The organism is Enterobacter sp. RHBSTW-00593, from assembly GCF_013784105.1.
Taxonomy (GTDB): Bacteria; Pseudomonadota; Gammaproteobacteria; order Enterobacterales; family Enterobacteriaceae; genus Enterobacter; species Enterobacter ludwigii.
The window spans coordinates 2,407,613-2,431,979 of record NZ_CP056393.1 but is presented as its reverse complement, the minus strand read 5'-3'; the positions used below and the strand labels follow the sequence as shown (position 1 = coordinate 2,431,979).

At 56.2% G+C, this 24,367-nt stretch carries 20 protein-coding genes and 1 pseudogene; 12 read left to right on the top strand and 9 right to left on the bottom strand.

The window, feature by feature from the left end; genetic code table 11:
* Positions 1–195: 195 nt before the first annotated feature.
* Entirely contained in the window at positions 196–1,731 is a 1,536-nt protein-coding gene (locus tag HV242_RS11450; RefSeq protein ID WP_050736862.1) for a methyl-accepting chemotaxis protein, read from the bottom strand.
* A 341-nt stretch (positions 1,732–2,072) separates the two neighbouring features.
* Between HV242_RS11450 and HV242_RS11445 the strand changes: the two genes are divergently transcribed.
* The 10 genes and pseudogenes from HV242_RS11445 (at position 2,073) to pptA (ending at position 11,157) form a co-directional block, all read left to right on the top strand.
* Positions 2,073–2,612, top strand: coding sequence for an AAA family ATPase (locus HV242_RS11445; protein WP_025204120.1), 540 nt, complete (start codon positions 2,073–2,075; stop codon positions 2,610–2,612).
* A gap of 110 nt (positions 2,613–2,722) precedes the next feature.
* A complete protein-coding gene (locus HV242_RS11440; protein WP_050736861.1) occupies positions 2,723–3,742 on the top strand; it encodes an LLM class flavin-dependent oxidoreductase in 1,020 nt (339 codons plus the stop codon).
* On the top strand, positions 3,721–4,842 hold the full coding sequence (locus tag HV242_RS11435) for an amidohydrolase (protein ID WP_020884038.1): 1,122 nt from the start codon (positions 3,721–3,723) through the stop codon (positions 4,840–4,842). Before HV242_RS11440 ends, HV242_RS11435 begins: the two co-directional genes overlap by 22 nt.
* Positions 4,843–4,858: 16 nt before the next feature.
* Positions 4,859–7,122 (top strand): annotated as a pseudogene (locus HV242_RS24235) (NtaA/DmoA family FMN-dependent monooxygenase).
* 9 nt (positions 7,123–7,131) lie between these two features.
* A complete protein-coding gene (locus tag HV242_RS11420) occupies positions 7,132–7,641 on the top strand; it encodes a GNAT family N-acetyltransferase (protein WP_014170241.1) in 510 nt (169 codons plus the stop codon).
* A gap of 9 nt (positions 7,642–7,650) precedes the next feature.
* A complete protein-coding gene (locus tag HV242_RS11415) occupies positions 7,651–8,577 on the top strand; it encodes an amino acid ABC transporter permease (RefSeq protein WP_050736859.1) in 927 nt (308 codons plus the stop codon).
* Positions 8,561–9,334 carry an amino acid ABC transporter ATP-binding protein gene (locus tag HV242_RS11410; RefSeq protein WP_014170239.1) on the top strand — a complete coding sequence of 258 codons (774 nt, stop codon included), beginning with the start codon at positions 8,561–8,563 and terminating at the stop codon, positions 9,332–9,334. The genes HV242_RS11415 and HV242_RS11410 overlap by 17 nt, the downstream gene beginning before the upstream one ends.
* Before the next feature lie 9 nt (positions 9,335–9,343).
* The gene (locus HV242_RS11405) at positions 9,344–10,231 is read left to right on the top strand and encodes a transporter substrate-binding domain-containing protein (RefSeq protein WP_014170238.1); all 888 of its coding nucleotides are present in this window, start codon (positions 9,344–9,346) and stop codon (positions 10,229–10,231) included.
* 40 nt (positions 10,232–10,271) lie between these two features.
* Positions 10,272–10,889, top strand: a complete 618-nt coding sequence (locus HV242_RS11400) for a glutathione S-transferase family protein (protein ID WP_014170237.1) — start codon at positions 10,272–10,274, stop codon at positions 10,887–10,889.
* A 37-nt stretch (positions 10,890–10,926) separates the two neighbouring features.
* Positions 10,927–11,157, top strand: a complete 231-nt coding sequence (pptA, locus tag HV242_RS11395) for a tautomerase PptA (RefSeq protein WP_020884045.1) — start codon at positions 10,927–10,929, stop codon at positions 11,155–11,157.
* Between the two features lie 43 nt (positions 11,158–11,200).
* On the opposite strand, the gene HV242_RS11390 is transcribed toward pptA, so the two are convergent.
* Positions 11,201–11,500: an ArsR/SmtB family transcription factor gene (locus tag HV242_RS11390; RefSeq protein WP_014170235.1), complete on the bottom strand. Its 300-nt coding sequence runs from the start codon at positions 11,498–11,500 to the stop codon at positions 11,201–11,203.
* A gap of 160 nt (positions 11,501–11,660) precedes the next feature.
* Between HV242_RS11390 and fusA the strand changes: the two genes are divergently transcribed.
* On the top strand, positions 11,661–13,760 hold the full coding sequence (gene fusA, locus HV242_RS11385) for an elongation factor G (RefSeq protein WP_014170234.1): 2,100 nt from the start codon (positions 11,661–11,663) through the stop codon (positions 13,758–13,760).
* A 42-nt stretch (positions 13,761–13,802) separates the two neighbouring features.
* Here fusA and HV242_RS11380 read toward each other — a convergent pair whose 3' ends face one another.
* On the bottom strand, positions 13,803–14,378 hold the full coding sequence (locus HV242_RS11380) for a flavin reductase family protein (RefSeq protein ID WP_020884047.1): 576 nt from the start codon (positions 14,376–14,378) through the stop codon (positions 13,803–13,805).
* 143 nt (positions 14,379–14,521) lie between these two features.
* On the opposite strand from HV242_RS11380, the gene nhoA reads away from it, so the two are divergent.
* On the top strand, positions 14,522–15,367 hold the full coding sequence (gene nhoA / locus HV242_RS11375; protein ID WP_020884048.1) for an N-hydroxyarylamine O-acetyltransferase: 846 nt from the start codon (positions 14,522–14,524) through the stop codon (positions 15,365–15,367).
* Between the two features lie 42 nt (positions 15,368–15,409).
* Here the strand turns inward: nhoA and narI are convergent, their stop codons facing one another.
* From narI to HV242_RS11345, 6 genes are all read right to left on the bottom strand, one after another.
* Positions 15,410–16,090, bottom strand: a complete 681-nt coding sequence (narI, locus tag HV242_RS11370; protein ID WP_014170231.1) for a respiratory nitrate reductase subunit gamma — start codon at positions 16,088–16,090, stop codon at positions 15,410–15,412.
* On the bottom strand, positions 16,087–16,782 hold the full coding sequence (gene narW, locus HV242_RS11365; RefSeq protein ID WP_050736858.1) for a nitrate reductase molybdenum cofactor assembly chaperone: 696 nt from the start codon (positions 16,780–16,782) through the stop codon (positions 16,087–16,089). The genes narI and narW overlap by 4 nt, the downstream gene beginning before the upstream one ends.
* The gene (gene narH / locus HV242_RS11360) at positions 16,782–18,326 is read right to left on the bottom strand and encodes a nitrate reductase subunit beta (RefSeq protein ID WP_020884050.1); all 1,545 of its coding nucleotides are present in this window, start codon (positions 18,324–18,326) and stop codon (positions 16,782–16,784) included. Before narH ends, narW begins: the two co-directional genes overlap by 1 nt.
* Complete coding sequence (locus HV242_RS11355; protein ID WP_047366419.1) at positions 18,323–22,063, bottom strand: nitrate reductase subunit alpha; 3,741 nt, start codon at positions 22,061–22,063, stop codon at positions 18,323–18,325. Before HV242_RS11355 ends, narH begins: the two co-directional genes overlap by 4 nt.
* 72 nt (positions 22,064–22,135) lie before the next feature.
* The gene (locus tag HV242_RS11350; RefSeq protein WP_050736857.1) at positions 22,136–23,521 is read right to left on the bottom strand and encodes a NarK family nitrate/nitrite MFS transporter; all 1,386 of its coding nucleotides are present in this window, start codon (positions 23,519–23,521) and stop codon (positions 22,136–22,138) included.
* Between the two features lie 206 nt (positions 23,522–23,727).
* The gene (locus tag HV242_RS11345; RefSeq protein WP_020884053.1) at positions 23,728–24,303 is read right to left on the bottom strand and encodes a TetR family transcriptional regulator; all 576 of its coding nucleotides are present in this window, start codon (positions 24,301–24,303) and stop codon (positions 23,728–23,730) included.
* Positions 24,304–24,367: the final 64 nt, after the last annotated feature.

Here is a 24,367-nt window from a genome sequence, read left to right as displayed (position 1 = left end):
TTCATAAGCGACGCAAAATATAACCGTGCCGAAAGTGATGCACGTCGAAGGAAATCGTGTGGTCAGAGCAGACGGGGATCACAACACGCTGAATAGCGGTGAGTTTTTAGACAAATCCATTAATGAAGTGGTGCTTTAATCATCAGTTTCGCTTAATGATTGCGCAAAGCAACCAGCGCATAACGGCGCCTTTTCTCAACCGCCAAAAACGGCAATCGCCTGTTGCAGGCGGGTCGTGCGCTGCGTCAGATGGTGTGCGGCGTCCGTCACGTTATCCACCATACCGGTATTGTTTTGGGTCATTGTACCGATGCGGGAGATGGACGCGTTAATCAGGGTCAGCGCCTGCGTTTGCTCCTGCGTGGCGTGGCCTATCTCCTTAATCAGAGAAGACATCTCCATGACATTGCCAATCATCACCGTCAGCTGCGATTCAGTTTGCTCGACCTTCTCCACGCCGGCGTTCACGCTGGAAACGTTTTTCTCTATAAGCGTTTTGATCTCTTTGGCCGCGGTGGCAGAGTGCTGGGCAAGGTTGCGGACTTCGGCCGCCACGACCGCAAAACCGCGTCCGGCATCACCCGCACGCGCCGCTTCAACGGCCGCGTTCAGCGCCAGAATATTGGTCTGGAAGGCGATACGATCGATGACGCTGATGATGTCGACGATCTGGCTGTTATCCTGCGACACGGACTGCATCATGCCGATAGTCTCTTTCATCATTGCTTCACCGCGGTGAGCGCTGGTGCGGGTGCGATCTGCCATCAGGATCGCGTCTTTCGCCGTTTCAGCCGTCTGCTGAACTGCGCTGGCAATTTCTTCCACGGCTGAGGCCGTTTGCTGCAGAAAGTCTGCGGTTTCTTCGGTACGCGTTTGTAATGCCATACCTTCTTTCGCCACCTGCTGGCTGATTGTACTTATACCGCTGATTTGCGCACCGACATCGTCCACCAGCGAATGGAGGTTCAGACCCGACTGATTCACCATGCGCATCATCAGGCCGATTTCATCGACGCGGTCAAAATGGTAATAGTCCGCTTTACGTCCTGAAACCACCCGCTGCATTTGCTGGACAATGGATTTAACCGGCTTCGCAATTTGCGCATGAAGATAAACGGCCAGGGCAATAAATAGCAGAGCCAGACCTACAGTCTCAACAATACGATCGGCAAATATAAACAGCTGCAGACAAGCGAGCAGGGCGGTTATCGCAATACCAAGATGGATCCTTTTACTGGTGCTGAGGCGTTTAAACAGCGACGTAAAAGAGAACAGACCGTGGCGAACAAACAGGCCTTTATAAAAGCGGTGATGTTTTAATTCATTATTGCGCACTTTCTCATACCGTTTTTCACTGACAGCAATCTCTTCACGCGAAGGAATATTTCGCACAGAAATATAGCCGGTTAACGTTTCATTCTGATAAACCGGGGTGACGTTTGCGCGCACCCAGTAGTGATCGCCGTTCAGGCGGCGGTTCTTGACCAGCCCCGTCCAGGTCTCACCCTGTTGCAGGGTAAACCACATGTCACCAAACGCCTCGGCAGGCATGTCGGGATGGCGAATAAGATTATGCGGCTCACCGAGAAGACTCTCTTCTTTATAGCCGCTGGCGTCAATAAAGGCAGAGTTCGCATAGGTAATATGGCTATGCGTATTGGTGGTCGACATAAGCGTCGAACCTTCGTTAAGTAAATACTCGTTTTGTGTAACGGGAGTGTTATTCCGCATCAGTAACCCCATGGTCATATATCAATAAAAAAGAGTCCGTTAAACATTCAGGCAAGTTTGAAAGGTTTGGTTTTATTTTTACTGTCGGCATATTCTCTACGAAAGTTATGCGTTCCGGAATACCCTGTATTTAGTATTTTTTATTTTTAAAATGCATTCGATGTAATAAAAATGAAAATATTTATCGGTGCGTTTTTGTGGCGCCCTGGAAATAAACGCCATAAGGCAAATTAAAAGCGGGAGATCACGCTTCGACGTAAACTGACCCGCCGAAATAGCGTTTCGTTAACAAGATGAAAACGCTATGCTTTAAGGGTTTTTCTTCAACAGGGGGCAACAGGGTGAAAGTGAATGTGATTGGCACCAGCGGGAGTGGAAAAAGCACCCTGGCGAAGCGTATCGCCGCAGAACTGGATATTCCTTACATCGAAATGGACCGACTTTACTGGTGTCCGGACTGGCAGGGCACCCCGGACGCTATCTTGCTGGAAAAACTGGAGACGACGCTAAAGGCGTCAGCGGAGTGGGTGCTTGATGGCAACTATAACCGTACGCGCCCTGTGAAATGGCGAGACGTGGATCGGGTGGTGTGGGTGGATTATGGGTTCGCCCGAACTTTGTATCAGGCTGTCACCCGAGCGTTCACGCGCGCCTGGCACAAACAGGAACTGTGGCCCGGTACGGGAAACTGTGAGAGTTTTCGTCGCTCATTCTTGAGCCGTGAGTCCATTATTATCTGGACAATCAAAACCTGGCGCAGCAACCGCGCACGTTATGCACGCGATATGGTAGACCCGCAATACGCCCATATTCATTTTGTCCGCATTACCCGCCGCAGTGAGGTGGAAAACCTCATTTCATCGCTTAAGTCACACGCGTAGCATGGATTTATATATCTGATTTCCGGCAAACCAAATGTAAATTAATTGTTTCTCAGAGGTGAAATACGCCTTTAATAATGACGACATGTTAAGTCAAACGAGAACGCAACATGTCCTGGCGAATCAGTATTCTGGATAAAAGCCCCATCGCTGAAAACGAAACGGCTGCCGATGCACTGGCGCGAACCCTGGCGCTGGCACAGCAGGCAGAAAATCTGGGCTATCACCGTTTCTGGATTGCCGAACACCACAACACGCCCCAGCTGGCCAGCCCTTCACCCGAACTGTTAATTGCCTGGATCCTCGGGCAAACCCGGCGTATCCGCGTGGGCTCTGGTGGCGTCATGCTCCAGCACTACAGCCCTTACAAAGTCGCAGAAAATTTCAACCTCCTGGCCGCGCTTGCTCCCGGGCGCGTGGATCTGGGCGTCGGTAAAGCCCCAGGCGGCCTGCCGCTTTCCACCCGGGCGCTGCAGCAGGGCCTCAATCAACAGCAAAAAGGCAGTTTTGCCGAACAGCTGACACAGCTTCATCACTGGATCCAGCCGGAAAATCAGTCGGTGGACGAGGCCGTTCGCGCGACGCCGCTGCCGCCGGTTCCGGCACAGGGGTTCCTGCTGGGGGCCAGTACCGAAAGCGCGCTGCTGGCCGCGAAACTTGACTGGCATTTTGTCTTTGCTGCTCACCTGAACGGGGATCCGGCGCTGCTGCGTGAAGTCATCACCACCTGGCGTAACCACAGCGCCCGGGATGCGATTGTGGCGGTGCAGGTCATCGTCGCTCAGTCGCAGGCTGAGGCGGAGGCACTGGCACAACAGGTTGAAGTCTGGGGCGTCGAACTGGCAAATGGGCAGCGCGTCACCGTGGCCAGCGAAGAGCAGGCCTATGCCTTTGCCCGACAGGCGGGCAGCGAGCCGGTGCGCATTGCCCGTCGGGCACAGTCGCTGCTGGCGGGAACAGCTGAATCGGTGCTGGAACAGTTGAACGCCCTGCACGAAAAATGGGGCATTGATGAATTCATTATTGATACCCCCGTTGCGGATGGCGTAACGCGACTACAGTCCCTGCGTCTGCTGGCGCAGGCGAAGCTTAACAAGGAGGTCGCCGTATGCGTTTTGACGAACAACTGATTGCCTGGCGCCGGGAGCTGCACCAGAACCCGGAGCTGTCCGGCCAGGAGGTCGAAACGACCGCTCGCCTGCGTCAGTGGCTGACGACGGCTGGCATTACGCCGCTGCCTTATGCGCTTCAGACCGGCGTGGTGGCCGAAATTGGCACGGGGAAAAAGCTGATCGCGCTGCGGGCCGATATTGACGCCTTGCCCATTGAAGAGCGCAGCGGCGTGCCGTTTAGCTCACAGCGTGCGGGGGTGATGCATGCCTGCGGACACGATATTCATACCAGTGTGATCCTCGGGGCGGCGTTAAAACTTAAAGAGCGTGAAGCGTCTTTAAACGGGCGCGTGCGGATCCTCTTTCAGCCGGCTGAAGAGAACTTTGGCGGCGCGAAAAGTATGGTGCGGGCCGGTGCCTTACGTGATGTCAGTGCCATCTTCGGGATGCATAACGAGCCGGGGCTGCCGGTCGGGGAATTTGCCACCCGCGGTGGGCCGTTCTACGCCAACGTCGACCGGTTTGTTATCCGAATTACCGGTAAAGGCGCGCATGCTGCACGTCCGCATGAAGGTAACGACGCCATCGTGCTGGCGAGCCAGCTGGTAACGGCGTTGCAGAGCGTTGCCAGCCGCAACGTCAACACGCTTGATTCCGTGGTGCTGAGCGTCACGCGCATTACCGGGGGCAATACCTGGAACGTCCTGCCGGAAAGCGTTGAACTGGAAGGCACGCTTCGCACCCACCGCGTGGAAGTGCAGCAGAATGTGAAAGCACGCGTCGGCGAAATTGCCGCCGGGTTTGCCAGCGCGTTTAGCGCGCAGATCGACATCACCTGGTACGCCGGGCCTACCGCGCTGGTCAATGACGCGCACTGGGCCGAATTTGCCACCGCCGTTGCCAGAGAATCTGGGTATGAAACGCAGCACGCCGAGCTGCATATGGGCGGGGAAGATTTCGCGGTGTATCTGCAGCAGATCCCCGGGGCGTTTGTCAGCATCGGTAGCGCCAGTCCGTTCGGTTTACATCACCCGGCCTTCAACCCGGATGAAGCATTAATTGAGCCCGCTGCCCGCTATTTTGCACAGCTTGCGGAAAAAGCCCTGCAACACGTTTAATTCTGAAGAGGTGAATATGTCTGCAACCCGACAATTGCGGCTGGGAACCATTTTGCATGGTGCTTCCGGAAATATGTCTGCCTGGCGCCATCCGGCGGCGGTCGCCGATGCCAGCATTAATTTTGATTTTGTAAAAGCCACGGCGTTAAAAGCCGAAGAGGGGAAGCTTGATTTTTTATTCGTCGCCGACGGCCTCTATATTAACGAGAAATCCATTCCGCATTTCTTAAACCGGTTTGAGCCGTTAACGGTCTTGTCCGCACTGGCAAGTCTGACGTCGCGCCTCGGTCTGGTCGGTACCTTATCGACCTCCTACAGCGAACCGTTTACCGTGGCGCGCCAGTTTGCCAGCCTCGATCATTTGAGCAACGGACGTGCAGGCTGGAACGTGGTGACCTCACCGCTGGAGGGGTCGGCGAAAAACTTCTCGCGCGAGAAACACCCTGAACATGCGCTGCGCTACCGGATAGCGGATGAATACCTCGACGTGGTGAAAGGACTCTGGGATTCCTGGGAGGGGGATGCCTTTGTGCGCAACAAAGAGAGCGGGCAGTTCTTTGACCCGGCAAAACTGCATACGCTTGATCACCACGGCGATTTCTTCCAGGTGGCCGGTCCGCTCAATATTGGCCGCACGCCGCAGGGACGCCCGATTGTTTTTCAGGCAGGTGCATCGGATGACGGAAAAAAACTGGCTGCGAAACATGCTGACGCCATTTTTACCCATCATGAAACGTTAGAGGAAGCCAAAGCGTTTTATCGCGACGTGAAACACCAGCTTGAATCGAATGGCCGCAGGGCATCGGACTTACATATTTTTCAGGGCGTCAGCGTGATTGTTGGCAAAGACGCGGAGGACGTGGAGAACCAGTATCAGACAACCGCGGCTCTGGTGTCGATTAACGATGCCCTGAATTATCTCGGCCGTTATTTCGAACATCACGATTTCAGCCAGTACCCGCTCGACGAGCCGTTCCCGGACATCGGTGAATTAGGTAAAAACAGTTTTCGCAGCACGACCGATGAAATTAAGCGTAATGCTCGCGAACGCAACTTAACCCTGCGTCAGGTTGCACTCGAAGCGGCATCCCCGCGCCCGCGCTTTTCCGGTACGCCGGAGGAGGTGGCAGACGGTCTGCAGGGCTGGTTTGAGGCATTCGCCGCGGACGGTTTCATTATTCAGGGTGGAACGCCGGACACGTTCCCGCGTTTTGTTGACCAGGTTGTCCCGGTGTTACAGGCCCGCGGGTTATTCCGCACCGACTATCCCGGCACTACGCTGCGCGACAGTCTGGGTTTAGACGAACCGCAAAACCAGTTCACACAACAATAATAGAGAACCTCGCTATGCAGAAATCATCGCTTATTCTGGCGCTTGCGCTGGCCTTTTCCCCTGCCGTCTGGGCAGAGAATGTGAACATTAATGGCACTGGCGTGAGCCTGGAAGCCAACAAAACGCCCGTCAACACCGCCAAAAACAGCGACGCCATCGCGCAACTGCCGAAAGATTATCGCTTCGCCGTGCCGGGCAAATTCACCGTGGCGGTTGCCGCGCTTAACTCACCGCCGCTGACCGTTTTTTCCGACGACAATAAAACGCTGCTCGGAAGCGAGGTGGACGTTGCCCGTCTGGTGGCCGACAGCCTTGGGCTGGAGCTGAACGTGGTGCCAACCTCCTGGGAGGACTGGCCTCTCGGCGTCGCCTCCGGGAAGTACGATGCGGCGATCAGCAACATCACCGTGACCAGAGAGCGCAAAGAGAAGTTTGATTTTGCCACTTACCGTAAAGATTCCCTCGGCTTCTATGTGAAATCGACCAGCCCGATTACCTCGCTGCAGAAGGCGGAGGACATCGCCGGGCTGCGCATCATCGTAGGTTCCGGGACTAACCAGGAGGCTATCCTGCTGGCGTGGAATGCGGAGAACGTGAAGAAAGGCCTGAAGCCGTTTACCCCGATCTACACCAAAGACGATGCATCACAAACCCTGTCTCTCCAGTCAGGCCGCGCAGATGCGTTCTTTGGCCCGAACGTGACTGGCGCATGGAAAGCGGCGCTGACCGGGAAAACGAAACGGGTTGGGATTGTCGACGGCGGCTGGCCGAAGGCGGCGCACATTGCGGTGACGCTGAAAAAAGGCAGCGGCCTGGTCGAGCCGGTACAGACCGCACTTAACGGGGTCATCAAAAACGGCGATTACGACAAAGTGCTGAACCGCTGGGGGGAAGGGGTAGAACGTATCCCTCAATCAGAAGTGAACCCGGCAGGACTGGGTGACTAAGGAGGCGCTATGCGCGAGCATTTTCGGGACGTGTCACCGGAAGACGCCGATCTTCAGCCCATTATCGACGGATTATTCGGTGAATATGCCGCCCGCTATGGCGACTACTTCTCTAAAGACGCGGAAGTGGAGCTCACGGAGTGGTACCTGGCCCCGCAGGGGCTGTTTATTGTCCTTGAGCGTGACGGCGACATCATCGCCACCGGCGCGTATAAACCGTTTGATGAACGCACCGCTGAAATCAAACGAATCTGGACGCACAAGGCGCTGCGTCAACAGGGGCTGGCGGCCCGCGTCGTCCAGGAGCTGGAGCGTCGGGCGGTACAGGCCGGTTACAGCCAGATCTACCTCACCACCGGTTTTCGTCAGCCGGAAGCGGTCAGGCTGTATATCAGCCAGGGCTATCAGCCGCAGTTTGATCTGAACCGCGATCCGGAAGAGTACAGCCAGCCGCCGTTCGATGGCCGGCTGCGTTTCACCAAAACGCTGATCAGTGAAGCGTTCAGTAAAACAGCATGAGGAATGACAATGAGCAACATTGAAACCATTAAGGTGGTCCCGGCGCGTTATCCGCTGCGGACTGTCGGTGCCGTGGTGGCGCTGTTTGTGCTTGCGGTGGTCATTCAGTCCGTGGCCTTTAACCCGCGCTGGGAGTGGTCTGTTTTTGCCCGCTGGTTCTTTGATCCGGTTATCCTTGAAGGCGTAGGGCAGACATTGTTGTTGACCCTGATCGGCACTGCGCTAAGCGTGGTCATTGGCGGCCTGCTGGCGCTGGCGAGGCTCTCTTCATCCTGGCTGCTGAGCAGCCTGGCCTGGGGGTATATCTGGCTGTTTCGTTCGTTGCCGCTGATTGTGGTTCTGATCATTCTCTATAACTTTTCCTATCTCTACGACACGCTCTCGCTCGGCGTACCCTTCACCGCCATTACCTGGGGTCGTTTCGAAACCATCAACGTGCTGGGACAGTTTTCCACCGCCGTGGTGGGACTGACGCTGGTTCAGAGCGCGTATACCGCCGAGATCATTCGCGGCGGTTTTCTGGGTGTGGATCATGGTCAGTATGAAGCGGCGGCGGCACTCGGTCTGCCAGCCTGGCGTCGTACGGTGCGTATCATTTTGCCGCAGGCGCTACGCACGATTTTGCCGTCCGGATTTAATGAAATTATCAGTCTCGCGAAAGGCACGGCGATGGTGTATGTCCTGGCGATGCCGGAACTCTTCTATACCATTCAGATGATCTATAACCGCACGCAGGAGGTTATCCCGCTGCTGATGGTCGGTGCGGTCTGGTATCTGGTGATTACCACCGTGTTGTCTGCCATTCAGCATGTTGTGGAGCGCGGGCTTGCCCGCAGCGAACGTCGTTCAGCCGTTAATCAAAACCGGGTAGCCAGTCGCGTCCGTTCCGTATCCACCGCATCAGTACAGGAGCCCATCCATGCAAACCTCTCCTGAAGGGCATATTTCGATTACCGGCGTCAGTAAGTTTTTTGGCCGCCATAAAGCGCTTGATAACGTCTCGCTGGAGATCCCGCCCGGATCGGTAACGGTGATCCTCGGGCCTTCCGGATCGGGTAAATCGACGCTTCTGCGCACCATTAACCATCTGGAACGCGTCGACGAAGGGTTTATCCAGATTGACGGTGATTACATCGGTTACCGCCGTCAGGGTGACAAACTCTACGAGCTGAAAGAGAAAGAGATCCTCAAACAGCGCGTCAATGTGGGCTATGTCTTCCAGAACTTTAATCTCTTTCCGCATCTCACAGTGCTGGAAAACCTGATTGAAGCGCCCATCGCCCATAAAAAACTGAGTAAGAAAGAAGCCGTTGAAAGGGCATACAGCCTGCTGGATGTGGTCGGGCTGCGCGATAAAGCCGACGCCTGGTCGCGCCATCTCTCCGGGGGCCAACAGCAGCGTATTGCCATTGCCCGCGCACTGGCGTTACGTCCCCGGGTAATGCTGTTTGATGAGCCCACTTCAGCGCTCGACCCGGAACTGGTTGGCGAAGTGCTGGATGTGATTAAAAAGCTCGCCCGCTCGGGTACCACGCTGGTGGTGGTCACCCACGAGATCGGCTTTGCCCGGGAAGTGGCGGATCAGGTGGTCTTTATGGTCGACGGCAAAATTGTGGAGCAGGGCAGCAGTGACGACGTATTAACCCGTCCGTCGCACCCGCGAACGCGCCAGTTCCTGTCAAAAGTGCTGTAAGGAGTGCAGATGAAATATGCTTTTCTGGCCGGTCTGGCTTTTACGACCGCGAGCCATGCGGGTATCGATTTACACGCCAACGAGCAACCGCTGCCGGTGACGGTAGATCGGCAGGCCGTCGCGAAGATCCCCGCGAACTATAAATTTGTTGAGCCGGGCACGCTCACGGTAGCGATCTCAGCGCTCAACTCTCCACCGCTGGCGCTGCTTGCCAGCGATAACAGGACGCGGATTGGCAGCGATCCGGATATTGCCCGCTTGCTGGCGGGCAGTCTGGGGTTAAAGCTGAAGCTGGTTCCCACGGCCTGGGAAGACTGGCCGCTGGGGATCAGCTCCGGACGCTATGACGTGGCGCTGGTGAATATTGCGGTGACCGAACAGCGAAAAGAGAAATTTGATTTTGCGACCTATCGCGTCGACTCACTGGCGTTTTCCGTGAAATCCACCAGCGCGGTCCAGGCGATTAACAGCGCAAAAGATCTGGCAGGCAAAAAGGTGATAGTCGGTTCCGGGACCAATCAGGAGCGCATTCTGCTGGGCTGGAATGAAGAGAACAAAAAAGCCGGTCGTGAGCCTGCGCTGCCGGTCTATCTGACCGATGATGCTTCCGGCAACCTCTATATTCAGTCCGGCAGGGCGGATGTGTTCTTCGGGCCTCAATCCGTATCCGCCTATAAAGCGGCGTTGACCGGCAAAACGCGCGTAGTGGGGCTCGGGCCGAAGAGAGCCTATGTCGCCACGACGACCAAAAAGGGCAATGGGCTGGTTTATGCTTTGCAGGCTGCGCTGGAGGGCGCTATTACGCGTGGAGAGTACCAGCGGGTGCTGGCACGCTGGGGAGAAGAGGGCGAAGCGGTGACGCAATCCGACGTGAACCCGCCTGGGATAACCTATTAGTCATGTCTACACTTAGGGTTTTCATCCCGGAGGGGGCAACATGATTAAACTCTATGGCGTACCCGGCTGGGGATCGGCAATCAGTGAAGTGATGCTGACTCTGGCAGACATCCCTTATCAATTTATCAACGTGGACGGGTTTGACCAGCCCGGTCCGCAGCGTGAGTTGCTGAAAGCACGCAATCCGCTGTGTCAGGTACCCACGCTGGAACTGGAAAACGGGGCGATCATGACCGAAACGGCGGCGATTGCCCTGATGGTGCTGGACAGATGTCCCGATCTTGCACCTGCCGTCGGGCAGGCTGAGCGGCAGCAGTTTCAGCGGTTGCTCATTTGGTTTGTTGCGAACGTTTATCCCACCTTTACCTACGCTGACTACCCCGAACGCTGGGTGCCGGATGCGCCGGAGCAGTTGAAAAACAGCTGTATTGAATACCGAAAATCACTCTATCTGTGGTTTGACAGCCAGCTCAGTGCCACCCCTTTTGCGCTCGGGGAACGGCTGACGCTGCTTGACGTCTACATCACGGTTGCACGCACCTGGGGGCCTCGCCATGCATGGTTTGCGGCGAATACGCCGAAGATAACGGCGATTGCGGATACCGTGTGCCAGCTGCCGGAACTGCACAAGGTGTTAAAGGCAAACGAGATAATCTGATAACGTGGAACTCACATTCATAACTGGAAGCCTGCATATGCCACACGTAGATATCAAATGTTTTCCCCGTGATTTGAACGACGACCAAAAAACCGCGCTGGCGGCGGATATTGCCGAGGTGATTACCCGTCATCTGAACAGTAAAGATCGCTCTATTTCGGTCGCCCTGAATGAAGTGCAGGAAGCCGACTGGAAAGCGCAGGTCTGGGATACCGAAATTGAACCCAACCTGGATCACTTAATTAAGAAACCCGGCTATTCAATGTGAGAGAGGGTCGGGCGGCGCGGAGTCGCCCGACACGACACACGCGTTACTTCGTCTGCAGTAATATTGCCATCAGCCCCGGAAAGCGGGCATCAAGATCGTCTCTGCGCAGTGAAATCATATTTTCTCGCCCCTGCGGGCGCTGCCAAATCACGCCGCTGTCGCGCAAGACGCGCCAGTGATGGGTCATCGTCGATTTCACCACCTCGTCCGGGCGCAGCGCGTTACAGCTCAGTTCGCTGCCATCGGCCAGCCTGCGGATAATCGACAGCCGTAGCGGGTTACCGAGGGCAAAAAGCACATTTTCCAGCAGTATTTGTTCAGTTTCAGGGTGGTTCGGGATCATCGTTTTCCTGCGTCTGGTGTCAGATTGAGCTATATCAACAATAGGTCAACCGTAAAAAAATAGTTCGATAATACTCGTACAATAGGACTATTATAGCAAACGAACGAACACGCGACCATCCCGGTCGTCACAACGCAGTCTTAATGACTAAGGAAATATTATGCCCCGACCCATCCCTCTCGAACGTTATCGCAACATCGGTATCTCCGCGCATATCGATGCCGGTAAAACGACCACCACCGAGCGCATCCTGTTTTATACCGGTATGAGCCACAAACTGGGTGAAGTACACGATGGCGCGGCAACTACCGACTGGATGGCACAGGAGCAAGAGCGCGGGATAACCATTACCTCTGCGGCAGTCAGCTGTTTCTGGCCAGGTATGGACCGGGGCTTTGAACCGCACCGGATCAACATTATCGACACCCCGGGCCACGTGGATTTCACCATTGAGGTGGAACGTTCCATGCGTGTACTCGACGGCGCTGTCATGGTGTATGACTCCGTCGGTGGCGTGCAGCCGCAGTCGGAAACCGTCTGGCGTCAGGCGAACAAATATCATGTCCCGCGGCTGGCCTTCGTCAATAAAATGGACCGCCCGGGTGCGGACTTCTTCCGCGTCGTGCGAATGATGCAGGAGCGTCTGAAAGCGAATCCGGTCCCGATTGTTATTCCGGTGGGGGCAGAAGAACACTTCACCGGCGTGGTGGATCTCATCAAAATGCGTACCATTTTGTGGGACGATGCCACCCAGGGCATGGTGTTTACCTATGCTCCTGTGCCGGATGACGTAGTGAGTACTGCGCAGGAATGGCGTGAAAAAATGGTCTCTGCGGCGGCGGAAGCCAGCGATGAGCTGATGGATAAATACCTGGAAACGGGTGATTTAGAGGAAGCGGAAATCATCAGGGGGCTGCGTATGCGGACCATCTCCGGTGAAATCCAGCCGATGCTGTGCGGCAGTGCGTTTAAAAATAAAGGCGTGCAACGCATGCTCGATGCGGTCATTGAACTGATGCCGTCGCCTCTGGACGTGCCCGCCATTGATGGTGTGGATGAGAATGGGCAGCATGCCGAGCGTCATCCAGACGACAACGAGCCGTTCTCCGCGCTGGCCTTTAAACTGATGAGCGACCCGTACGTCGGACAGCTGACCTTTATCCGCGTTTACTCTGGCGTGCTGCGCAAAGGCGACGCGGTCTTCAACCCGGTGAAAGGGAAGAAAGAGCGCATTGGGCGCATCGTGCTGATGCATGCTAACGATCGCCACGAAGTGGATGAGCTGCGCGCGGGCGATATCGCGGCCTGCGTTGGGTTGAAAGATGTGACAACCGGTGACACGCTCACCGACCCGAATGCCGTCATCACGCTGGAGCGGATGGAGTTTCCGGACCCGGTTATCTCGCTTGCGATCGAGCCGAAAACCAAAGGCGATCAGGAGAAAATGGGCATTGCATTGCAGCGCCTGGCAGCGGAAGACCCTTCGTTTCGTCTGCACACCGATGAAGAGTCCGGCCAGACAATTATCTCCGGGATGGGTGAGTTACATCTTGAGATTATCGTTGACCGCATGCGGCGTGAGTTCGGCGTTGAGGCGAACATTGGTCGCCCACAGGTCACGTACCGTGAAACCCTGCGTAAAGCGGTGAAGGATATCGAAGGGAAATTTGTCCGACAGTCCGGCGGTAAAGGGCAGTACGGCCATGTGGTGCTCAGTCTGGCGCCGTTAGAGCCCGGCAGTGGTTTTGTATTTGAAGATGCCACCAAGGGCGGCGTTGTCCCGCGCGAGTATATTCCGTCTGTGGAGAAAGGCCTGCGCGAAGCCATGAACAGCGGTGTCCTGGCGGGGTATCCGGTTGTCGATGTGAAAGCGACCCTGACGTTTGGCTCCTATCACGAGGTCGACTCCTCGGAAATGGCGTTCCGCATGGCGGCGATCCTCGGCTTTAAAGAGGGCGCTCGCAAAGCGGACCCGGTTATTCTTGAACCGGTCATGCATGTCGAGGTGGAAACACCGGAAGAGTACGCCGGCAACATTATGGGCGATCTCTCTTCCCGCCGCGGCATGGTGCAGGGAATGGAAGAGCAGTACGGTAGCCAGATTATTCGCGCGGATGTGCCGCTGGCGGAGATGTTTGGCTATGCCACGACGCTGCGTTCGATGTCGCAAGGCCGCGCGACCTACACGATGGAATTCCATCATTTCGCGGAAGCACCGCGTAATGTTGCGGATGAAATTATTGCACGGCGCGCGAAGTAATTTAAAAGCCCTTTCCCTCGCGGAGAGGGCTTTTTTTATAGGCTATTTTTCCAGCGCCTTTACCATTTTCCCACTGGTCACAAACGTCCCGGCCCCCAGATGATGCAGGGTATTCAGCTTATCGCCGTCAAACTGCCAGCGTCCGGCGACAAACGCGCGTTCATCTGCGGCTGCCGAAACAACCTCACCAAACAGCGTGTCGTATTTTTCTGCGGCTGCGGTAACCGGGAGTAAACGACACTCCATCCACGCCAGGCATTTCTCTTCAATCACCGGCAGTCCGAGTACCGGACCTTGTACAACCGGGATCCCGTAGCAGTTGAACTTGTCTTCGTCGCGCCCGCTCACGCTGCCGACGGCGTAAGCCCAGTTAGCCGCTGCCACGCCGGGGATGACGATGCCGAACTTCCCACTGCGCTCAATCAGTTCGCGCGACCAGGTGCTTTTGTCCACCACAATTGCGATACGCGGTGGCTCAAACTCCACCGGCATCGACCAGGCCGCAGCCATGACGTTACGACGGTCGATAGACTCATCGCGGCTGGTAATCAGCACCGTAGGGCCATGGTTCAGCAGACGGCTGGCATGCTTTAATTCAACGGGACGAAACGCGCTCATGAACATTCCTCTCAGCAGGTATGCTGGCATTAAACGTCTGATGGGGAGCCGAAATCAAGATGCACCCGCAAAAAGCACTTTTGCGCATATGGAGGCCGGAAAATAGTTTATAAACAGGGAACATCACATCATGGAAGCGAATCATGTCCCCATTTCTGAGTGCTTATTTTGCCCGTACGGGCTGGCAACAGCCTGTTCAGGTTGACATCGACACCCTGCGGGCGCTGCATCTACACCACAACTGCGCGATCCCCTTCGAGAATATTGACGTCGTGATGCCGCGCGAAATCCATCTGGAAGATCAGTGCCTGGTCGACAAACTGGTGACGGCGCGTCGTGGAGGCTATTGCTTTGAACAGAACGGCCTCTTTGAACGCGTTTTGCGTGAAGTGGGCTTTACGGTTCGCAGCGTGCTGGGCCGCGTGGTCTTAGCCAGTCCGCCACAGATGCCGCCGCGTACGCATCGTCTGCTGCTGGTTGAACTCAACGGCGAGCGCTGGATTGCCGACGTCGGTTTTGGCGGACAGACCCTGACGGCGCCGATTCGTTTGCTCGCCAACGAGGAGCAGGAGACACCCCACGGGCTGTACCGTTTGCTGAGCGAGGGCAACGACTGGATCCTGCAGTTCAGCCACCACGATCACTGGCAGTCGATGTACCATTTTGATCTGACAACACAGTATTTCAGCGATTACGTGATGGGCAACTTCTGGTCTGCGCACTGGCCGCAATCCCATTTTCGTCACCATCTGTTGATGTGTCGCCATCTGCCTGACGGCGGAAAGCTGACCCTGACCAACTTTAACTTTACCCACTGGCAGAAGGGGCATGCGGAAGAGCAGGTCCATCTTCCCGACGCGAACGCGCTGTATCAGGTGATGCAGTCACGGTTTGGACTGGGCGTTGACGATCCAAAACACGGGTTTTCGCTGGACGCGCTGACGGCGGTGATGGCCGGGTTTGATACACATCCTCAGGCCGGGAAATAGAACGGTGGCGCTGCGCTCAGGCGTAGCGCCACCCGGCAACACTCAGCGGCGCGATCTCACCACCTGATACCTGCGTGTTAAATACTCCACCGGCGCGCTCCAGACGTGCACCAGTCGGGTGAAGGGGAAGATCAGGAAAATGGTCATGCCCAGCACCAGATGGACACGGAAGATAAACGCCACGCCCGCCAGATGTTCGGAGGAGCCACCGCGGAAGGTCACTACCGACTGCGCCCAGTCCACCAGCTTGAGCATCTCGCTGCCGTCGGGATATTTCGCGGAGAACGGAATGGTGGTGAGCCCAAGAATACACTGCACCAGCAAAATGCAGAGGATCAGGATATCTGCCGTGGAGGAGGTCGCCCGGATACGCGGGTTCGTCAGCCGGCGAATCAATAATCCCGCACCGCCCACCAGCGTGAGCACGCCGCAAACGCCACCCAGAATCATCGCCATCAGCTGTTTCTGCGACATCGGCAGAAACCACGAATAAACCCAGTGCGGCGTCAGCATCCCGAAAAGATGTCCGAAGAAGATCCCCAGGATCCCGATATGGAACAGATTCGACCACAGCACCATGCCGCGCTTATCCAGCATCTGGCTGGAGGAGGCGCGCCAGGTATACTGCCCGTAGTCATAACGAAGCCAGCTTCCCACCAGAAAAACCGTGCCGCACAGGTAGGGGTAAATATCGTAGAAAAAGACGTTCAGAAACTGGATCATTTTGGGCCTCCCGCACTGACGTCGACATACTGCGGGGCAACGTCCTGGCTAAAGCGTCGTTGATATTGCTGCATCGGTGAGGTATCACACGATGTGGCGTTGTCCTCGATGAACTTGACCTGTTCCTCTTCCCAGACGGCGTCCAGCGCCTGGCGGGTATCATCCCGTTTCTCGGTGGAAACCTGTTTCGCCACGCTGTCGCTGGTCAGACGCGTGCCTGCGAGCGTCAGGAGCGAATCGAACAGCTGATAATGCGCCACGCCGCGCTGCTTCAGGCGACCGCCTATCAGCGCCAGGATCGGCGCAACGTTGTGTAGCCCTTCGCGGGCCTCGTCGTCGGTGACGAGACTGAGATACTCCAGGTAGAGCGGCAGATAGTCCGGCAGCTCACGACAGTCCAGCTGCAGGCCGGCTTTTTCGTACTGGCTCATCAGGTCGACCATCGCCTGGCCGCGATCGCGAGATTCAGCATGAACGTGCTCAAACAGCAGCAGCGAGGTCGCACGACCCCGCTCAAACACCTCGCACCATTCGGCCTGCTTATCCAGCAGCGCGGCATCCAGATGCTGGCGGGCAAAGGGCAGTAACGCAGGGATATCCTGTTCTATCAGGGAAAGTGCCTCCTCGCGATTTTCCCATAATGTTTCATCGGGATACTCAATCAGCAGGGCGATGATTTTGAGGATCTGCATCACTCTCCCTCCCCGTGGTCGCGCACTTCGGTGATGTTGATGGCATCAATGCGGCTGCTGTTAAAAAGGTTGAATTTGGTGTCGGAACCGTGGCACCCGTCGCCAAAGGAGAAGCCGCAGCCGTTGCGTTCCGGGAAGGCGTCGCGCGCCATTTCGCGGTGGCTGGTGGGGATCACGAAACGATCTTCGTAGTTGGCAATCGCCAGATAGCGGTACATCTCTTCGACCTGCTCGACGCTAAGGCCCACTTCTTCGATGGCGCGGGTATCGGTCACGCCTTCAACGGTCTGAGAGCGTTTGTAATGACGCATGGCCATCATGCGTTTCAGGGCGCGCAGCACCGGAGCAGGATCGCCCGCGCTGAGCATGTTGGCCAGATACTGCACCGGTATGCGCAGGCTTTCGACCGCCGGTAACACGCCGTCGTTGAGCGGCAGGCCGCCTGCATCTGCGTAAGACTGGATCGGTGACAGCGGCGGAACGTACCAGACCATCGGCAGGGTGCGGTATTCCGGATGCAGCGGCAGGGCCAGCTTCCAGTCCATCGCCATCTTGTAAACCGGGGAACGCTGGGCGGCGTCAATCACGTTCTGCGGAATACCTTGCTTGAAGGCTTCTTCAATGACCGCCGGGTCATGCGGATCAAGGAATACGTCACACTGGCGTTCATAGAGGTCAGTTTCATGTTCGGTGCTGGCCGCTTCTTCAATGCGATCCGCGTCATACAGCAGCACGCCCAGATAGCGAATACGCCCGACGCAGGTCTCCGAACAAACGGTTGGCTGGCCGGATTCAATGCGCGGGTAGCAGAAGATGCATTTCTCCGACTTTCCGCTTTTCCAGTTGAAGTAGATTTTCTTGTACGGGCAACCGCTGATGCACATGCGCCAGCCACGGCATTTGTCCTGGTCAATCAGCACAATGCCGTCTTCTTCACGCTTGTAGATGGCACCGCTCGGGCAGGTGGCCACGCAGCTCGGGTTCAGGCAGTGTTCACACAGGCGCGGCAGGTACATCATGAAGGTGTTTTCAAACTGGCCGTACATCTCCTTCTGGATCTTGTCGAAGTTGCGGTCGCGGGCGCGTTTTTCGAACTCGCCGCCAAGCAGTTCTTCCCAGTTCGGGCCGCCAACAATTTTGTCCATCCGTTTGCCGCTAATCAGCGAGCGCGGGCGGGCCGTCGGGAGGTGATCGCCTTGTGGTGCACGGTGCAGATCCTGGTAATCAAACGTGAAGGGCTCGTAGTAATCATCAATGCCGGGCAGGGACGGGTTGGCAAAGATTTTTGACAGCACGCCCACGCGCCCGCCGAGACGCGGCGTCAGCTTGCCGGTGATCCCGCGTACCCAACCGCCTTGCCACTCCTCCTGATCTTCCCAGTTTTTCGGGTAGCCAATCCCCGGTTTGGTTTCGACGTTGTTGAACCACGCATATTCCATACCTTCACGCCCGGTCCAGACGTTTTTACAGGTGACCGAGCAGGTGTGACAGCCAATGCATTTGTCGAGATTCAGCACCATTCCAACCTGTGAGCGTATTTTCATTTTTTCGCCTCCTGTACCTGATCCCGACCTTCGCCATCCAGCCAGTTAATGTTTTTCATTTTGCGGATCATGATGAACTCGTCGCGGTTAGAGCCGACGGTGCCGTAATAGTTGAAGCTGTACGCCAACTGGGCGTAGCCGCCAATCATGTGTGTCGGTTTGGGACAGACGCGCGTCACCGAGTTATGGATCCCGCCGCGACGACCGGTGACTTCTGAACCCGGAATATTCAGGATACGTTCCTGCGCGTGGTACATCATGGTCATGCCCGGCGGGACGCGCTGGCTCACCACTGCCCGGGCGGTCAGGGCCCCGTTGGCGTTGAAGGCTTCGATCCAGTCGTTGTCTTCAATGCCTAACTCTCTGGCATCGGTTTCGCTGATCCAGACGATAGGCCCCCCGCGTGACAGCGTCTGCATCAGCAGGTTTTCACTGTAGGTCGAGTGAATGCCCCATTTCTGGTGTGGCGTCAGGAAGTTCAGCGCCTTCTCAGGAAAGCCGTTCGGCGGGATTTCGCGCATATGGCTAACGCTTCGGGTATCAATCGGTGGGCGATAGGCCACCAGACTCTCCCCGAACGCGCGCATCCACGGATGGTCCTGATACAGCTGCTGACGACCGGAAAGGGTGCGCCAGGGAATAAGCTCGTGAACGTTGGTATAACCGGCGTTATAGGAGACATGCTCGCTCTCAAGGCCCGACCAGGTGGGGCTGGAGATAATTTTCCGCGGCTGGGCCTGAATATCGCGGAAGCGGATTTTCTCATCTTCTTTGTTCAGCGCCAGATGGGTGTGATCGCGACCGGTCAGTTCGCCCAGCGCTTGCCAGGCTCGCACTGCCACCTGGCCATTCGTTTCAGGGGCGAGGGCGAGGATCACTTCAGAGGCGTCAATCGCCGTTTCAATACGCGGGCGTCCTTTTGCCGGGCCATCGAGCTTGACGTAGTTCAGCTTGCCAAGGAAATCGACCTCGCTCTGGGTATTCCATGAAATGCCTTTTCCGCCGTTGCCGAGTTTGTCCATCAGCGGGCCGAGTGATGTAAAGCGCTCGTAGGTTTCCGGATAATGTCGTTCGACCACCGCAATCGTCGGCGCCGTTTTACCCGGAATGAGATCGCATTCGCCTTTGCGCCAGTCCTGAATATCAAACGGCTGTGAAAGTTCCCCCGGGGAGTCGTGCTGCAGTGGCTGCAGTACCACGTCCGTTTCGGTGCCAAGATGACCGACGCACACCTCTGAGAAAACGTTGGCAATACCTTTGTAGATCTCCCAGTCGCTGCGGGATTCCCAGGCCGGGTCGACGGCAGCTGAAAGCGGATGAATAAACGGATGCATATCCGACGTATTCATGTCGTCTTTTTCATACCATGTCGCGGTGGGCAGCACGATATCGGAGAACAGGCAGGTGCTGGACATGCGGAAATCGAGCGTCACCAGCAGGTCAAGCTTGCCCTCGATGGCCTGAGTTTGCCACTCCACCTCTTCGGGCTTAACGTCATCCGTCGACCCTAAATCTTCGCCCTGGATGCCGCTTTCGGTACCGAGCAGGTATTTGAGCATGTACTCGTGACCTTTCCCCGAAGAGCCGAGCAGGTTAGACCGCCAGACAAACAGATTGCGCGGGTGGTTTTTACCGTTGTCAGGCTGTTCGCAGGCGAAACGTATATCGCCCGATTTTAATGCCTGCACGGTGTACTCCTGCGGGGTCATGCCGGCGGCGTCGGCCCGGGCTTTAATGTGCAACGGATTGAGGTTTAGCTGCGGTGCCGAGGGAAGCCAGCCCATACGCTCTGCCCGGACGTTAAAATCGATCAGGTGACCGGTGAATTTTGTCGCGTCCGCCAGCGGAGAGAGTAACTCCTGCGCGGTCAGTTTCTCATAACGCCACTGGCAGGCGTGGTTGTAGAAGTACGACGTACTGTTCATCTGGCGCGGGGGACGGTTCCAGTCCAGCGCAAACGCCAGCGGCAGCCAGCCGGTTTGCGGACGCAACTTCTCCTGACCCACATAGTGTGACCAGCCGCCGCCGCTTTGACCCACGCAGCCGCAGAACACCAGCATGTTGATCATCCCGCGGTAGTTCATGTCCATGTGGTACCAGTGGTTCACCCCGGCACCGAGGATAATCATCGACCGGCCGTGCGTTTTGTGTGCCGTGTCGGCAAACTCACGGGCAATTTTCTCTATCAGGTAAGCCGGGACGCCGGTGATCTGCTCGCCCCAGGCGGGAGTATAAGCTTTGATCTGGTCATAGCTGCCCGCCGCGTTGCTGTCTTCCAGACCACGATCGAGGCCGTAGTTAGCGAGAATCAGATCGTAGACGCTGACCACCCGTTTCTGGCTGCCATCGGCCAGCGTCAGGGTTTTACTCGGTACACGGCGCGTCAGGACCGGCTCCTGCTTGACGCTACGGAAGTGTGGATTTTCATTGCCGCCAAAATAGGGGAATGCCACCTCTGCCACGCTGTCGTGGGTAATCAGCAGCGAGAGGGTGAGCTCAGTTTCATGATCTGCCGCCAGCGGCGCCAGGTTCCATTTGCCTTTTTCGCCCCAGCGGAAACCAATGGACCCGTTCGGCACCACCAGATCGCCGGCGATATCAAAGGCGACGGTTTTCCACTCAGCATTATTGGCTTCACCCAGCCCGTCCGTGAGATCAGAGGCCCGAAGCATCCGCCCCGGCACCACGCGGCCATCGGCCTGTTCATCCAGCAGCACCAGCATCGGCATGTCGGTGTAGCGGCGGCAGTAGTTGAGGAAGTACTCGCTGGGGTTGTCGAGATGGAACTCTTTAAGGATCACGTGGCCCATGGCCATCGCCAGCGCGCTGTCGGTGCCTTGCTTGGGTGCCAGCCACTGATCGCTCAGTTTGGCGACCTCGGAGAAGTCCGGGGTGATGGCCACGGTTTTGGTGCCTTTGTAGCGGACCTCGGTAAAGAAGTGGGCATCTGGCGTACGCGTCTGCGGAACGTTAGACCCCCAGGCAATGATATAGCTGGAGTTATACCAGTCTGCGGATTCCGGCACGTCGGTCTGCTCGCCCCACGTCATGGGCGAGGCGGGCGGCAAATCACAATACCAGTCATAAAAGCTGAGACAGGTGCCGCCCAGCAGAGAGAGATAACGCGTCCCGGCGGCATACGAGACCATCGACATCGCCGGAATCGGTGAAAAACCGGCCACGCGATCGGGGCCGTAATGTTTAATGGTCCAGACGTTGGCGGCAGCAATCAGCTGGTTTAGCTCTTTCCAGCTGGAGCGGATAAATCCGCCGTGTCCGCGTGCCTGCTTGTAGCTCCGGCTCTTCTGCGGATCGTTCTGAATGGCATCCCAGGCCAGCACCGGATCGCTGTGTTGCGCCAGCGCGTCACGCCACAGTTCGATCAGCGTGCGGCGCACCAGCGGGTATTTCAGCCGGTTAGCGCTGTATAGGTACCAGGAATAACTTGCACCGCGCGGGCAGCCGCGCGGCTCGTGGTTAGGCAGGTCGGGGCGGGTACGCGGGTAGTCGGTCTGCTGGGTTTCCCAGGTAACCAGGCCGTTTTTGACGTAGATTTTCCAGCTACAGGAGCCCGTGCAGTTCACGCCGTGGGTGGACCGCACAATCTTGTCGAACTGCCATCGCTGTCGGTAGCTGTCCTCCCAGTCACGGTTGGTGTTGTACACCTGCCCGTGTCCATTGGCGAAGCTGTCGCCTTTTTGTTTGAAATAGCGAAAGCGATCCAACAGTTTACTCATGACATGTCTCCTGCTTCGATAGCCTTTTCGGAGAGGGCTGCCCACTCTCAGGCGAATGTGTAATTGTTATTGTTATTGTTGTGAAGATTTGCGGCCATAAACCAGCCAGGTCACCAGGACGCAGACGATGTAAAACACGAGGAAAACTTTCATGGCACCCACAGGCGAGCCGGTCATGGCCAGCGACGTGCCGAAGGCTTTCGGAATGAAGAACCCGCCGACGGCACCGATGGCGGAGATAAAGCCCAGCGCTGCCGCGGTTTCGGTCACTGCTTCATGCTGCGCCTGCTCGTCACTTCCCCCTTGTTGCTTCACGCGGGTGAGGGTGATTTGGCGGAAAATGATGGCAATCATCTGAAACGTTGACCCGCTGCCCAGTCCGGCGGTGAGGAACAGGCCCATAAAGACCAGATAGAAGGCGAGAAAACTGCCCGACCCGGAACCGGGAAGCGTCAGGAAAAGCAGGGCGCTGAAAAGCGCCATAAAGACGAAGTTAATCAGGGTGACGCGTACGCCGCCGAGTCTGTCTGAGATCATCCCGCCCGCAGAACGGGCCAGCGCGCCAATCAGTGGGCCAAAGAAAGCCAGATGGAGGATATTGACGTCAGGAAACTGGGTTTTCGACAGCATGGCGAAGCCTGCTGAAAAACCGATAAACGAACCGAAGGTTGCCAGGTAGAGGAGGCTCAGGAGCCACAGGTGAAAACGTTTTAACACCGGTAGCTGGCTGGCAATCGTGGCCTTAGAGCTCGCGATGTCATTCATGCCGAAAAACGCCGCAATCGTGGCCAGCAAAAGAAGGGGCGCCCAAATCCACGCGGCATTGGCCAGCCACATCGTTGAGCCGTCATCCTGCGGCACGCCGTTTACGCCGAGAAAGGTGAACATGGGCAGGAAGATCACCAGCGGCGCGACCAGCTGCATTACGCTCACGCCCAGATTCCCCAGCCCGCCGTTAATCCCCAGGGCGCTACCCTGTTTCGTTTTCGGGAAGAAGAAGCTGATATTGCCCATGCTGGAGGCGAAGTTAGCGCCGGCAAAACCACACAGCAGCGCGATGACGATAAAGATCCAGTAGGGAGTGGCAGTGTCCTGAATCGCGATCCCCAACCAGACGCACGGAACAATCAGGATCACCGTGCTTAACACCGTCCAGTAGCGTCCACCAAAGAGAGGAACCATAAACGAGTAGGGGACGCGCAATATCGCACCGGACAGGGAGGGTAAGGCTGTTAGCATAAAAAGCTGGTCGGTGGAAAAATTAAATCCAACTTTATTCAGATTGACCGCAATGGCACTAAATAACATCCATACGCAAAACGCTAATAACAGGCAAGCCACAGAAATTAAAAGATTTCTTCGGGCAATATGTTTTCCTTTATTTTCCCAGAATTGCGCGTTTTCGGGTTTCCAGTTGCTCAGCAGATAAGGATTATTCTTCTCACTTTGTTGTGACATGTCGCCCTCTTGCTTAACCATAAAAAGAAAAAATGGAGTAAAAACAGGTGGATGTCTGACAGTGTGTTTCTGGAATTATTGGATGGTTTGGGATACATCTGAAAGGATAGATAAAAAAGCGAATCCCTGAGCCGGGACGGGAAATAAGGGTTCGCTTAATGTGTTACGAATTGTAAGTGAGGGCTGTTAATACTCATAAGTGAGTATTAACACAATTCCAGAGAGATTAATTTATCAAGATGGTTATTAAAGGCAGCGTCGTCCATCTCTGGGATATCTAATATATAAATGCCGTCCAGGCCACACACCAGACCAATTAAACGCCAGGCAATATTTTCTGGCCGATCTCCCGGGGTAAAATCTCCCGCGTCAGTGCCTGCTTTGATAAGGGCGACGGTCTCCTGGTGCCACATCTCCATGGTCAGTACATATGCACCCCTGATGTCCGTATCCCGGCTTGCCAGGATCTGCGCCTCACGCCACAGGCGAATATAGGGCTCAAATCGGCCATCATCGCTGCCGAGCATGGCATGCAGCTGCTGTCGCCAGCTGGCCTGCTTGCCGACCACATCCGCATCCAGCAGTTCACGGATCAACCGCACAAAAGCCAGCGATTTTAGCTCCCCGCCAGAGGTGAAATGATGGTGGACCTGTCCGGTGGCGACGCCGGCTTCGGCGGCAATTCGCCGTACCGTCATTGCGGAAAGTCCGTCAGAGAGCGCCACGCGCATAGCGGCCTGTAAAATCTCTTCCCGCCTTTCATCCTTGCTCAGATATCGCATTTTCACTCACTCTTAATGGGACTGAAACAAGTGTAACAAAAAGCTGGACACTCGTTCAACTTTA

Bases quoted from the DNA above. Each gene is read 5' to 3' on its own strand.
- HV242_RS11450 (WP_050736862.1), bottom strand. From the start codon at position 1,731: ATGCGGAATAACACTCCCGTTACACAAAACGAGTATTTACTTAACGAA.
- HV242_RS11440 (WP_050736861.1), top strand. From the start codon at position 2,723: ATGTCCTGGCGAATCAGTATTCTGGATAAAAGCCCCATCGCTGAAAAC.
- HV242_RS11435 (WP_020884038.1), top strand. From the start codon at position 3,721: ATGCGTTTTGACGAACAACTGATTGCCTGGCGCCGGGAGCTGCACCAG.
- HV242_RS11420 (WP_014170241.1), top strand. From the start codon at position 7,132: ATGCGCGAGCATTTTCGGGACGTGTCACCGGAAGACGCCGATCTTCAG.
- HV242_RS11415 (WP_050736859.1), top strand. From the start codon at position 7,651: ATGAGCAACATTGAAACCATTAAGGTGGTCCCGGCGCGTTATCCGCTG.
- HV242_RS11410 (WP_014170239.1), top strand. From the start codon at position 8,561: ATGCAAACCTCTCCTGAAGGGCATATTTCGATTACCGGCGTCAGTAAG.
- HV242_RS11405 (WP_014170238.1), top strand. From the start codon at position 9,344: ATGAAATATGCTTTTCTGGCCGGTCTGGCTTTTACGACCGCGAGCCAT.
- HV242_RS11400 (WP_014170237.1), top strand. From the start codon at position 10,272: ATGATTAAACTCTATGGCGTACCCGGCTGGGGATCGGCAATCAGTGAA.
- pptA (WP_020884045.1), top strand. From the start codon at position 10,927: ATGCCACACGTAGATATCAAATGTTTTCCCCGTGATTTGAACGACGAC.
- HV242_RS11390 (WP_014170235.1), bottom strand. From the start codon at position 11,500: ATGATCCCGAACCACCCTGAAACTGAACAAATACTGCTGGAAAATGTG.
- fusA (WP_014170234.1), top strand. From the start codon at position 11,661: ATGCCCCGACCCATCCCTCTCGAACGTTATCGCAACATCGGTATCTCC.
- HV242_RS11380 (WP_020884047.1), bottom strand. From the start codon at position 14,378: ATGAGCGCGTTTCGTCCCGTTGAATTAAAGCATGCCAGCCGTCTGCTG.
- nhoA (WP_020884048.1), top strand. From the start codon at position 14,522: ATGTCCCCATTTCTGAGTGCTTATTTTGCCCGTACGGGCTGGCAACAG.
- narI (WP_014170231.1), bottom strand. From the start codon at position 16,090: ATGATCCAGTTTCTGAACGTCTTTTTCTACGATATTTACCCCTACCTG.
- narW (WP_050736858.1), bottom strand. From the start codon at position 16,782: ATGCAGATCCTCAAAATCATCGCCCTGCTGATTGAGTATCCCGATGAA.
- narH (WP_020884050.1), bottom strand. From the start codon at position 18,326: ATGAAAATACGCTCACAGGTTGGAATGGTGCTGAATCTCGACAAATGC.
- HV242_RS11355 (WP_047366419.1), bottom strand. From the start codon at position 22,063: ATGAGTAAACTGTTGGATCGCTTTCGCTATTTCAAACAAAAAGGCGAC.
- HV242_RS11350 (WP_050736857.1), bottom strand. From the start codon at position 23,521: ATGTCACAACAAAGTGAGAAGAATAATCCTTATCTGCTGAGCAACTGG.
- HV242_RS11345 (WP_020884053.1), bottom strand. From the start codon at position 24,303: ATGCGATATCTGAGCAAGGATGAAAGGCGGGAAGAGATTTTACAGGCC.